We start from the raw sequence: 11,697 nt of genomic DNA, 5'->3' as shown, positions 1-11,697 counted from the left end.
TCTACCCCACTTAGGCTTGGCGCCATGACCACACCCGTGGACCGCCGCGTCGTCGCCGCTCACGGCGCCGCAGGAGGCGGCCGCGTCGGCTCCGGGTCCGCCGGGTCCGCCGGGTCCGCCGGGTCCGCCGGGTCCGCCCACGATCTGCACGTGGCGCTGCTCGACTGGTTCGCCGCCAACGCTCGCGACCTGCCCTGGCGTGATCCGGCCGCCGGGGCCTGGGGCGTGCTGGTCAGCGAGATCATGCTGCAGCAGACGCCGGTGGTCCGGGTGGAGCCGAGGTGGCGGGACTGGATGGCGCGGTGGCCGACCCCGACAGACCTGGCCGCCGCCAGCCCGGCGGACGTGCTGCGGGCCTGGGACCGGCTCGGGTACCCGCGCCGGGCACTGCGGCTGCGGGAGGCCGCGGCCACGATCGCCCGCGAGCACGACGGCCGGGTGCCGACCGCGATGGCGGACCTGCTCGCCCTACCCGGCGTCGGCACCTACACGGCGGCCGCGGTGACGGCCTTCGCGTACCGGCGCCGCGCCGTCGTCCTGGACACGAACGTGCGACGCGTCCTGGCCCGCCTGATCGGTGGCCAGGCGCTGCCGCCCCCGGCGCTGCTGGCCGTCGAGTCCGAGCGCGCGCTGGACCTGCTGCCCGACGGCGACGAGGACTCCGCCCGCTGGAACGCGGCGCTGATGGAGCTCGGCGCGCTGGTCTGCACGGCCCGGTCCCCGTCCTGCTCGGCCTGCCCGGTTCGGACCGGGTGCGCCTGGCGCCGCGCCGGCGCACCCGCGGACGCACACGCCGCCAAGCGCCGGACGCAGGCCTGGCACGGCACGGACCGTCAGGCCAGGGGCCGGTTCCTGGCAGCGCTGCGGGCCGCGCCCGGTCCGCTCACGACTGCCGAGCTGGCCGCGGTCTGGGAGCCGGGCCCGCAGTTCGAGCGCGCTCTGGCGGGCCTGCTCGCCGACGGTCTGATCGCCGCCGATACCGCGCCCGACGGCGTTGTGCGCGGCTACCTGCTGCCGCTCACCTGAGGGCTCCTCACCAGGCTAGGCCGCGCGCTGCCGCGCGCCCGGGCAGGCCGCGCACTCCTGCACGGTCCACCTCCTCTGTTCGGCAGGACCGTCGCCGGGTCGTGTGCGGCGTGGCCGGTACGCTCGGTTGCCGTGACCACGCCACCCCCGCAGTCCCCGGAGCCGGGCGCCCCGGCCGACGACGCCCCGGCCGACGTGGTGATCGCGCGCGGTGTGCAGGCCCACACCCGGACGCTGCTCGCGATGTGCGCCGTGGCGGTGGTCCTCGGCTTCATCGGCGCAGGCGCACTCAGCATGGCCGGGCCGCAGGGCCGGGACCTGCCGATGGTCGCCGGGTTCACACTGCTGGCGGTCGGCCAGCTGCTCGCGATCACCGGTGCCGTGCTGGCCGGGATCGGCCTGGCCGCGATCCTGCGCGGGGTCGGCGAGCCAGGCAGCACCGACTCGGCCGACGCTGCGCGCCGACACCTGCCGGCCCGGACCGTCGAGCGCACCGCCAGGCGGCTCGCGCTGCTGCTCCGAGTCGTCGTGGTGGCGGCGATCGTCGGGGTCGCCGTCTGGGCGATCGCCGCCCCGGCCGGCCTGCTCGGCGCCGTGGTGGGCGCCGTGCTCACGATCCAGGTCGCGGTCGTCATCGCGATCGTGCGGGTCAAGGTGCTGCTCGCGCCGATGCTTCGCGCCTGAGCCGCCCGCGCTCCGGGCGACCATCCGGACCGACCCGGCCTCCGCCGTCGGGCCCTCGCGGCGACGTACCGCCGCCCGAGGCGACCCTGCTACCCGACCGGCGCCGGACCGCCTGGGACGTCGAGGACCTTCAGCATGCGGGTGTTGCCGAGCGTGTTGGGCTTCACCCGGGCGAGGTCGAGGAACTCGGCGATGCCGTCGTCGCGGGAGAGCAGCAGTTCGTGGAAGACGCTCGCCTCGACCACCTCGCCGACGATCGGGGCGAACCCGTGCCGGGTGAAGAAGCCCACCTCGAACGTCAGGCAGAAGACCCGCTTCAGGCCGAGGTCGGCGGCCCGCGCCAGGAGCGCCTCGAGCATCAGGTGACCGATGCCGGTGCCGCGGGTGTCCGCGCGCACCGCCAGGGTGCGCACCTCGGCGAGGTCCTCCCACATCACATGCAGGGCGCCGCAGCCGACCACCTCCCCGCGGAGCTCAGCGACCAGGAACTCCTGGACCCCTTCGTAGTAGCCGACCAGGTCCTTTGCGAGCAGGATGCGGCGCTCGGCGTACGGTTCGACGAGGGTCCGGATCGTCGGCACGTCCCGGGGCAGCGCGGGCCGGATCAGCGGGACCACAGCCGGATCGTCGATGCTGCTGGGACCGCCGGAGCTGTCGGGTTTCACGGCACCAGCCTGCCACCCTCGGCGGTGCCCGGTGCACCGCGGAGCAGACCGAGCACGTGCCGTGCTGTCGTCTCGTCGGTCACCAGATCGGTGACCACCCGGGCCCGCAGGGCGCCGAGCAGCGCATGTGCCTTCGCCTCGCCGACGACCACGCACACCCGGCGCTTGATCGACCGCAGCTCGAGCGGGCTCGGGCCCGTGGCGCGCGCGTTGATGTCGATGTCGCGGAAGCTGCCGTCCTCGCGCAGGAACACGGTGCACACGTCGCCGACCACGCGGTCGGCGGCGAGCGAGGCGATCTCCGCGTCGTCGAGGTAGCCGGAGGAGTACACGTGGGACGGCACCTCGGCCGACAGCGCCCCGACCCCGAACAGCGCGACGTCCACCCGCTGCTGCATCTGGAGCACCCGCCGCACGCTGCGCTCGCGCCACATCATGCGTTTGGTCTCCGGGAAGTCGAAGAACGCCGGCACCGGGAAGTGGTACATCGTGGAGTCGAACGCCGCGGCGATCGCCGCGATCAGGTCGCTGGCGTAGGTGACGCCGCTGGCATAGGTGTTCGCGGCGCCGTTGAGCTGGACCACCACGCTCCCGGGGCTCGGGGACGACTTGAGGTGACGCGAGATCGCCGCGACCGTGGTGCCCCAGGCCACCCCGAGCACCATGTCCGGCCCGAACCACTCGGCGATGAGGCCGGCGGCGACCATCGCCACCTGCTCGAGCCGGTGTACCTCCGAGGCACTCTCCCGGACCGAGACCACGTGCGCCTTGATCCCGAACGTCGCGGACAGCCGGTGCCCCAGCTGGGACCCGGTGCTGCTCGGCGGGCGCAGCGAGATCCGCACCATGCCGTCCTCGCGGGCGGACTTGATCAGCCGGGAAACGGTGGACCGGGAGATCCCGAGCGTGCGGGCGATCACGTCCATGGTCTGGTCCTGCAGGTAGTACATCGTGGCCGCCCGGAAGGCGTCGTCCTCACGCATCACTCACCTCGCCCTCACGTATCGGTCACCTCGCCCGAGCGGCACTGCACATTCGTGCACGATGATTGCGCACTCGTGCGGACAGGGCAAGCATGTCCTCAGGGCCCGTCGGGCGAGGAGTCCAGGTTGGAATCGGGCCCCGACAGGAGCCTCGAAGAGGAGAGATAACAGTGGCCACGATCGCGTTGACCGCCCAGACCCGAACCGATGCGCTCGCCGCGATGTCCGACGGCACCCCGCTCGACATCCTTGTGATCGGGGGTGGTGTGACGGGCGCGGGAATCGCGCTCGACGCCGCGACGCGTGGCCTGCGAGTGGGCATCGTGGAAGCACAGGACTGGGCGTCCGGGACCTCCAGCCGGTCCAGCAAGCTCGTGCACGGCGGATTGCGCTACCTGCAGATGCTCGACTTCACCCTGGTCCACGAGGCGCTCACCGAGCGGGACCTCCTGCTCACCGAGATCGCACCGCACCTGGTGCGTCCGGTGCCGTTCCTGTACCCGCTCGAGCACCGGTTCTGGCAACGGTTCTACGTCGGCTCCGGCGTCGGGCTCTATGACGCCCTCGCCTCGCTGACCTCGCGCCGTCGAGCGCTGCCGTTCCACAAGCACCTCTCCCGCTCCGAGCTTGAGCGGGTCTTCCCGGACCTGCGGCACGATGCCGCCATCGGGGCGATCCAGTACTGGGACGCGAGCGTCGACGACGCCCGCCTCGTGGTCACGCTGGTCCGCACGGCCGCCGAGTACGGCGCCCTGGCCGCGTCCCGCACCCAGGTGGTCGAGTTGACCAAGACCTCCGGCCGCGTGGACGGCGCAGTCCTGGTGGACGCGGAGACCGGGGAACGACTCACGGTCAAGGCAGACCAGGTCATCAACGCCACCGGCGTGTGGACCGAGGAGACCGAGGGCCTCGCCGCCGAGGAGGGCGGACTGCACGTGCTGGCCTCGAAGGGGATCCACATCGTGGTCCCCCGCGAGCGGATCCGCGGCGAGAAGGGTCTGATCCTGCAGACCGAGAAGAGCGTCCTGTTCGTGATCCCGTGGTCCCGGTACTGGGTGATCGGCACCACCGACACGCCCTGGAAGCAGGAGCTTCGGCACCCGGTGGCCACGAACGCGGACATCGAGTACGTGCTCGAGCACGCCAATGCCGTCCTCGCCAATCCGCTCACCAAGGACGACATCATCGGCACCTGGGCCGGGTTGCGCCCGCTGCTGCAGCCGGGCACGAAGGAGGGCACGTCCTCGGCGAAGGTCTCCCGCGAGCACACCGTCGCCTCCGTCGCCCCCGGCCTCACGGCGATCGCCGGTGGCAAGCTCACCACCTACCGGGTGATGGCCAAGGACGCGGTCGACTTCGCGCTCGGCGACCGGGCCGAGTCGCTGCCCTCGATCACCGACCACATCCCACTCGCCGGTGCCGTCGGACTACAGGCCGTGCGCCGCAAGTCCCGTGCCTATGCCGAGAAGTACGGGTGGACGAAGGCGATGGTCGATCACCTGCTGCACCGCTACGGATCCCAACTGACGCAGATCGTGGACGCGGTCGAGGCACAGCCAGATCTGGCCCGGCCGCTGGAGCATGCCCCGGCGTACCTGCGGGCAGAGATCGCGTTCGCTGCGACCCACGAACTCGTCCTCCACCTGGAGGACGTGCTGGCCCACCGGACCCGCCTCGAGTACGAGGTCCCAGACGCGGGCGAGGCCGCGCTCGAGGAGATCCTCGACGTCATCACCCCCATCCTCGGATGGGACCAGGCCCGCCGCGAGACCGAACGGCGTTCCTACCTCGACCGCCGGGCGGCCACCGAGGCGGCCGCCCTGACCGCCACCGACGAGGAGGGTGAGCAGGCACGACTCCAGGCTGACGACATCGCCCCGATGATTTCGCTCGTCGAGCCTTCCTGACCACAAAGCTGTGAAGCGGCAGTATTTGCGTTGTGGCGCGCGATGGGGCGTTCACAGGTAACACCTCCCGAATCAGAAAGAGAGGCACATCGTGGACTTCAGTGCAATCTTCTTGCCGGAAGTGCTCGGAACCGCAATGTTGACGTTGCTCGGTTGTGGTGTGGTGGCGAATGTCCTGCTGCCGAAGACCAAGGGCAACAATGGGGGCTGGCTGCTCATCAACTTCGGCTGGGGCCTGGCGGTGTTCGCAGGCGTGTACGTCGCCTACTCCACGGGCGCACACATCAACCCGGCCGTCACGCTCGGACTCCTCGCCAACGGCTCGGACTTCTTCCCGGGGAACCCGGACGCCGGTCTCGAGGTCATCGCAGGCACCGTCCCGAACGCTTTCGTCTACATCCTCGCCCAGATGCTCGGCGCGATCCTCGGCGCCGTGGTGTGCTGGCTCGCTCACAAGCAGCACTTCGACGAACCCGCTGACGAGGGCACCAAGCTCGCCGTGTTCTCGACCGGGCCGGCGATCCGTTCCTACGGCTGGAACTTCGTCACTGAAGTCATCGCGACCTTCGTACTGGTCTACGTGATCATCGCGTTCGGCAGCACGCCCTCGGGTCTCGGGCCGCTCGCCGTCGCCCTCCTCGTGGTCGGTATCGGCGCCAGCCTCGGTGGTCCGACCGGGTACGCCATCAACCCAGCTCGTGACCTCGGCCCCCGGATCGCGCACGCTCTGCTGCCCATCAAGGGCAAGGGCTCCAGCGACTGGGGCTACTCCTGGGTGCCGGTCGCCGGGCCGATCGTCGGTGGTGTCATCGCCGGTCTGTTCGCGACCGTCTCACTCTGATCCACCCGGCCGGGTGCGTACTCGTACCGGTACGCGCCCGGCCATCTCAGTCCCCATCGCATGAACGCCCGCTCTCCGGGCGCACCACAAGGAAGTGAGAGGAAACACCATGGCCGACTACGTACTCGCCATCGATCAGGGCACCACCAGTTCCCGCGCGATCATCTTCAACCACGCCGGGCAGATCGTGGAGTCCGGTCAGCTCGAGCACGAACAGATCTTCCCCAAGGCCGGATGGGTGGAACACGACGCCCTGGAGATCTGGAAGAACGTCCGTGAGGTCGTCGCGCTCGCCCTCACCCGGGCAAACCTCACCCACCGCGACATCGCCGCCGTCGGCATCACGAACCAGCGCGAGACCGCGGTGGTCTGGGACAAGTCCACCGGCGAGCCCGTCTACAACGCCATCGTCTGGCAGGACACCCGCACGCAGAAGATCGTCGAGGAGCTCGGCGGCACCGAGGGCGCCGAGAAGTACAAGGCCAAGGTCGGCCTACCCCTCGCCACCTACTTCTCCGGCCCGAAGGTCAAGTGGATCCTCGACAACGTCGAGGGTGCCCGCGCGAAGGCCGAGGCCGGGGATCTGCTGTTCGGCAACACGGACACCTGGGTGCTGTGGAACATGACCGGCGGCAAGGACGGTGGCGTACACGTCACCGACGTCACGAACGCGTCCCGCACGATGCTGATGGACCTGTCCACGCTCAACTGGGACGAGGGCATCGCCGCCGACATGGGCATCCCGACCTCGATGCTGCCCGAGATCCGCTCATCCTCCGAGGTGTACGGCAAGGGCCGCGAGGGCGGCATGGTCCCCGGCGTCCCGATCGCGGGCATCCTCGGCGACCAGCAGGCGGCCACGTTCGGCCAGGCCTGCTTCGAGGTCGGCATGGCCAAGAACACCTACGGCACCGGCAACTTCATGCTGATCAACACGGGCACGGAGCAGATCCCGTCGGAGAACGGCCTGCTCACCACCGTCTGTTACAAGATCGGGGACCAGCCGGCGGTCTACGCGCTCGAGGGTTCGATCGCCGTCACCGGGTCGCTCGTGCAGTGGCTGCGGGACAACCTCGGCATCATCTCCTCCGCCCCGGAGATCGAGGACCTGGCCAAGACGGTCGACGACAACGGTGGCGCGTACTTCGTGCCCGCGTTCTCCGGGCTGTTCGCGCCGTACTGGCGGGCGGACGCACGTGGCGCCCTGGTGGGCCTGACCAGGTACGTGAACAAGGGCCACATCGCGCGAGCCGTGCTGGAGGCGACCGCCTTCCAGACCCGGGAGGTCCTCGACGCCATGAACGCGGACTCGGGCGTTGACCTGACCGAGCTGAAGGTCGACGGCGGCATGATCGCCAACGAGACGCTCATGCAGTTCCAGGCGGACATCCTCGGCGTGCCGGTGGTACGGCCACAGGTCGCCGAGACCACGGCGCTCGGCGCGGCCTACGCCGCCGGGATCGCGGTCGGATTCTGGAACGGCGAGCAGGACGTCATCGACAACTGGGCCGAGGACAAGCGTTGGGAGCCCTCGATGGACGAGGGCGAGCGTGAGCGCCTGTACCGGACCTGGAAGAAGGCCGTCACGAAGACGTTCGACTGGGTCGACGACGACACCGAGGTCTGAGCTGCGCGGTGACACTGCCGAACGGCCCTCTCCCGCCCGGGAGGGGGCCGTTCGACCTCTGGACGACTCCCCCATCCGACCTGTCGATGTGCCCGCGCCGCACGGCGCCACCCCGTACAGTTCGAAGAGCTTGCGAAGTCCTCGAGATCCGATCCCTTGCGGCAACCGGTTTCCTCGCAACGGCGGCCTACGAAGGGCTCGCCCGACGTTCCGTTCGGTCGAACCACTGACACACCGCGGTGCGCGTGAATATGCCGATTGAAGCACTCCGTCGGTCGGCGGAACCTCCGCCGAGAGGCTCCACCCCGCGCTCCGGATGCGCGACAACCGCACGCGATTGCGGCCAGGAGACGTGGAACCGGTTTCTGATCGGGTAGTCTGCACGCAGACCTCATGATCCGGAGGACACGCGATGCCGATGACCACCACGCCGCCCGGGCGGTATCTCAATCCTGTCCTCGACGCGGACTGGCCCGATCCGGACGCGATCCGTGACGGTGACACCTATGTCATGGTTGTCTCCAGCTTCAACCGCGCGCCCGGCCTACCGGTGCTGACCTCTCCCGACCTGGTGAACTGGACGGTCGCCTCCCATGCCCTTCCGGCCGTGCCACCGGTCGACCACTTCGCCCTCCCCCGGCACGGTGACGGGGTCTGGGCTCCCGCGATCCGGCGGCACGGCGACGACCTGGTGATCGTCTATCCCGACCCGGACCACGGCATCTTCTCCACCCGAGCCAGGTCGGCGGCCGGCCCGTGGTCCGAGCCCACGCTGCTGCTGGCCGGATCGGGCCTCATCGATCCCTGCCCCCTCTGGGACGACGACGGCCGCGCCTACCTGGTGCACGGCTGGGCCGCGAGCCGGGCCGGGGTCAAGAACCGGCTGACGGTCGTGGAGGTGGCGCCCGACCTGAGCCGTCCGATCGGCCGCCCACGCACGGTCGTCGACGGCGACGCACTGCCGGGCTACACCACCCTCGAGGGCCCGAAGTTCTACAAGCGGGACGGTTGGTACTGGATCTTCGCACCTGCCGGCGGCGTCAGCACCGGCTGGCAGTCTGTGTTCCGCTCTCGCGACGTCTTCGGCCCGTACTCCGGCCGGATCGTGCTCGCCCAGGGGGACACGCCGATCAACGGTGCGCACCAGGGTGCGTGGGTGGACACCCCCGACGGCGACGACTGGTTCCTGCACTTCCAGGACCGTGGCGCGTACGGCCGCGTGGTGCACCTGCAGCCGATGGCCTGGGACGACGACGGCTGGCCTGTGCTCGGGGAATCCGGCCCCGACGGCGTGGGCCGGCCCGTGCTCGAGCATCACAGTCCGGTCCCGGGAACCGTGCAGGCCGGCCACGGTCCGGACGGCAGCGACGACTTCACCGCGGCCGGGCTCGGTCCGCAGTGGCACTGGCAGGCGAACCCCGCACCGCATTGGGCGCACCCGAACGGCTCCGGTTCGCTCGCCCTGGCTGCGGTGCCGGCTGACCGTGGCGACCTGCGCGGGCTCGGCAACGTGCTCGGTCAGGTCCTGCCCGGACAACCGCTCACCGCGACCACCACCCTGAGCCTGCCCGACGGCGTCCCCGGCACCCGCGCCGGGCTCGTGATCCTCGGTCAGGCCTACTGCTGGCTCGGCCTTGAGCGCACCGAGAACGGCGTCACCGTGGCGGCCGGCCGGTTGCTCGACGGCGTCACCGAGGAGCGCGTGCATCGTTCGGACCTGCCCGGCCCGGCAACGATCGAGATCCGCCTCACCAGCGACGGCACCGGCACCGCCGACCTGGCCTACCGGCTCCCCGACAGCGCGGACTGGGTCCGGGCGGTCGGAGGATTCGAGGTCCGCCCCGGCCGGTGGATCGGGGCAGAGCTCGGCCTCTTCGCCGTCGCCCCGGTCGGCACCGACGAGGGCACCCGCGCCCGGTTCGGCCCGGTCACGCTCAGCCTGCACGGCTCGACGTACGCGGCCCAGGTCCGGGCGAACGCGGCGACGGCGGGGGTGATCGCGTGAACACCCCACGGGTCGCCACCATCGCCGAGGTCGCTGACGCCGCCGGGGTCTCCCGGGCCACCGTGTCCCGAGTCATGAACGGGCGGTCCACCGTCCGCGCCGACCTGGCCGCGCGCGTGCGCGCCGTCGCCACCGAGCTCAACTACAGCCCCAGCACCGTCGCCCGGAGCCTGTCCCTCGGCCGCACCCAGACCGTGGCGCTGTTGGTGCCGGACCTGTCGAACCCGATGTTCCAGCAGATCCTGCGCGGAGCCAACCAGGCTGCGGCCCGGGACTCCTATCGGGTCCTGGTCGCGGACAGTATCGAGGACCCGGGGCGCGAGCTCGAGCTGGCCCTCGAGGCCCGGCGACGCTGCGACGCCCTCATCCTGTGCTCGCCCCGGATGCCGGACGCGGACCTCGCGCAGGTCCTCGCCACCGCCGGGCCCGTGGTCGTGGTGAACCGGGACCCGGAGGACGCTTCCGTACCCGTGCTCTCGGTCGACTACGCCGACGGCATCCGCACCCTCACCCAGCGCCTGATCAAGCTCGGGCACACCCGGTTCATCTACCTCGCCGGGCCGGAGAGCAGCACCTCGAACACGGTCCGGCTTCGTGCACTGCGCGCCCTGGAGGGCGAGAACCCGCAGATCAGCATCCGGTACGAGCCGTGCGGCGCGATGATCGAGGACGGCTACGCCGCCCTCGACGCGGTGCTCGGCTCCCGGGCGACGGCGGTCCTCGCCTACAACGACCTGGTCGCCTTCGGGCTGCTCGGCAAGCTGAACGAGTCCGGGGTGGACGTGCCCGGAGACATCTCCGTGGTCGGCTTCGACGACATCGCGTTCGCCCGGTACGCGACGCCGGCACTGACCACGATGGCCGTGCCACAGGCCGAACTGGGCCGCCAGGCCTGGGAACAGCTGCACCAGCTGATCCTCGGCGGCGGCGAGCGCCCGTCCCTGTACTTCCGGCCACGACTGGTGGAACGGGCCAGCTCGGGTCCCGTTCCCCGCGAACGCAGCGGTCCGGCCGCCGAGGTCACCGGCGCGGAGGCGCCCGCGACCCCGGCGGCGCCCGGGGTGCTGCTCTGGAGCCGGGACGACGAGGTGGGTGTGCTCGGCGTGGACGGCCTCGAGCTGGCCAGGTACGAGCGCCATGCGGCGATGCCCGACGTGCACGCCCCCCGCCCGTACCTCCACCCGATCTACACCCTCGCGGGCACCATGCTCACCGAGCAGAGCCCGGTCGACCACCGGCACCAGTACGGGCTGTCCCTGGCGGTCCCCGCCGTCAACGGCACGTCGTTCTGGGGTGGTCGCACGTTCGTGCGCGGCGCCGGACCGACGCTGCTCGAGAACCACGGCACCCAGGTCCCCCACGACCTGACCCTGACCGGCGCGACCCTGTCCGAGCATCTCGTGTGGTACTCCCACGAGGGCGAGGTGCTCGTCGAGGAGGACCGGACCCTGACCGCCGCGGCCCGCCCCGGGGCAGATGGCTGGCAGCTCTCGTGGCGCAGCGACCTGCGGGCCGTGCGGGCCCTGACCATCGAGAGCCCGGCCACGTCCGGCCGCCCGGGAGCCGGCTACGGCGGGATCTTCTGGCGATTCCCGATCGGTGGCCCGGCCCGCCTGCTGGTAGCCGACGGTGAGGGCGAGGACGCCGCGCACGGTTCGACGTCCCCGTGGCTGGCCGTCTCCCGGGCCGGCGAGGAGGGTGCGTGGACGGCCCTGCTGATCCAGGGGCCCGCCGCGCGTCCGTGGTTCGCCCGCGCCGGGGACTACCTGGGGGTGGGTCCCGCGCTGGCCTGGGACACCCCGCTCACCGTCGCCGAGGGTGCCGACCTGCCGCTGGAGCTGCATGCGCTCCTGGTCGACCGTGCCCTGGACCGCGACGAGATCGAGGCCCTGCTGCCTGGCCTGCCTGGCGTCCACTGATCGGCCGGGCAGCCGGCGGGCATCGCATCGGCGGTAGGTT

At 71.2% G+C, this 11,697-nt stretch carries 9 protein-coding genes; 7 read left to right on the top strand and 2 right to left on the bottom strand.

From position 1 onward, the window contains the following. Positions 1 to 24: 24 nt before the first annotated feature. Together GKS42_RS04850 and GKS42_RS04845 are read left to right on the top strand one after the other, a co-directional pair. On the top strand, positions 25 to 1,026 hold the full coding sequence (locus tag GKS42_RS04850) for an HhH-GPD family protein (protein WP_154792827.1): 1,002 nt from the start codon (positions 25 to 27) through the stop codon (positions 1,024 to 1,026). 132 nt (positions 1,027 to 1,158) lie between these two features. After that, complete coding sequence (locus GKS42_RS04845; RefSeq protein ID WP_154792826.1) at positions 1,159 to 1,710, top strand: hypothetical protein; 552 nt, start codon at positions 1,159 to 1,161, stop codon at positions 1,708 to 1,710. A gap of 89 nt (positions 1,711 to 1,799) precedes the next feature. Here the strand turns inward: GKS42_RS04845 and GKS42_RS04840 are convergent, their stop codons facing one another. Together GKS42_RS04840 and GKS42_RS04835 are read right to left on the bottom strand one after the other, a co-directional pair. Continuing rightward, a complete protein-coding gene (locus GKS42_RS04840) occupies positions 1,800 to 2,375 on the bottom strand; it encodes an amino-acid N-acetyltransferase (RefSeq protein ID WP_232847929.1) in 576 nt (191 codons plus the stop codon). Further along, positions 2,372 to 3,358 carry a sugar-binding transcriptional regulator gene (locus GKS42_RS04835; RefSeq protein WP_154792825.1) on the bottom strand — a complete coding sequence of 329 codons (987 nt, stop codon included), beginning with the start codon at positions 3,356 to 3,358 and terminating at the stop codon, positions 2,372 to 2,374. The genes GKS42_RS04840 and GKS42_RS04835 overlap by 4 nt, the downstream gene beginning before the upstream one ends. Before the next feature lie 170 nt (positions 3,359 to 3,528). Between GKS42_RS04835 and GKS42_RS04830 the strand changes: the two genes are divergently transcribed. From GKS42_RS04830 to GKS42_RS04810, 5 genes are all read left to right on the top strand, one after another. After that, positions 3,529 to 5,265 carry a glycerol-3-phosphate dehydrogenase/oxidase gene (locus GKS42_RS04830; RefSeq protein WP_232847928.1) on the top strand — a complete coding sequence of 579 codons (1,737 nt, stop codon included), beginning with the start codon at positions 3,529 to 3,531 and terminating at the stop codon, positions 5,263 to 5,265. A gap of 136 nt (positions 5,266 to 5,401) precedes the next feature. Next, positions 5,402 to 6,106: an MIP/aquaporin family protein gene (locus GKS42_RS04825; RefSeq protein WP_232847927.1), complete on the top strand. Its 705-nt coding sequence runs from the start codon at positions 5,402 to 5,404 to the stop codon at positions 6,104 to 6,106. A gap of 109 nt (positions 6,107 to 6,215) precedes the next feature. After that, positions 6,216 to 7,733, top strand: a complete 1,518-nt coding sequence (gene glpK / locus GKS42_RS04820) for a glycerol kinase GlpK (RefSeq protein ID WP_154792822.1) — start codon at positions 6,216 to 6,218, stop codon at positions 7,731 to 7,733. Positions 7,734 to 8,151: 418 nt separating this feature from the next. Then, positions 8,152 to 9,738: a glycoside hydrolase family 43 protein gene (locus tag GKS42_RS04815; protein ID WP_154792821.1), complete on the top strand. Its 1,587-nt coding sequence runs from the start codon at positions 8,152 to 8,154 to the stop codon at positions 9,736 to 9,738. Further along, positions 9,735 to 11,657: a DUF6807 family protein gene (locus tag GKS42_RS04810; protein WP_232847926.1), complete on the top strand. Its 1,923-nt coding sequence runs from the start codon at positions 9,735 to 9,737 to the stop codon at positions 11,655 to 11,657. The genes GKS42_RS04815 and GKS42_RS04810 overlap by 4 nt, the downstream gene beginning before the upstream one ends. Positions 11,658 to 11,697: the final 40 nt, after the last annotated feature.

Source organism: Occultella kanbiaonis (assembly GCF_009708215.1).
GTDB classification, from domain to species: Bacteria; Actinomycetota; Actinomycetes; order Actinomycetales; family Beutenbergiaceae; genus Occultella; species Occultella kanbiaonis.
The sequence above is the reverse complement of the archived record's forward strand: the minus strand, read 5'-3'. Positions and strand labels throughout refer to the sequence as shown.

What these genes read in the sequence shown, in the direction of transcription:
- GKS42_RS04850 (WP_154792827.1), top strand. Translation starts at nt 25, where the DNA reads ATGACCACACCCGTGGACCGCCGCGTCGTCGCCGCTCACGGCGCCGCA.
- GKS42_RS04835 (WP_154792825.1), bottom strand. Translation starts at nt 3,358, where the DNA reads ATGCGTGAGGACGACGCCTTCCGGGCGGCCACGATGTACTACCTGCAG.
- GKS42_RS04825 (WP_232847927.1), top strand. Translation starts at nt 5,402, where the DNA reads ATGTTGACGTTGCTCGGTTGTGGTGTGGTGGCGAATGTCCTGCTGCCG.
- glpK (WP_154792822.1), top strand. Translation starts at nt 6,216, where the DNA reads ATGGCCGACTACGTACTCGCCATCGATCAGGGCACCACCAGTTCCCGC.
- GKS42_RS04815 (WP_154792821.1), top strand. Translation starts at nt 8,152, where the DNA reads ATGACCACCACGCCGCCCGGGCGGTATCTCAATCCTGTCCTCGACGCG.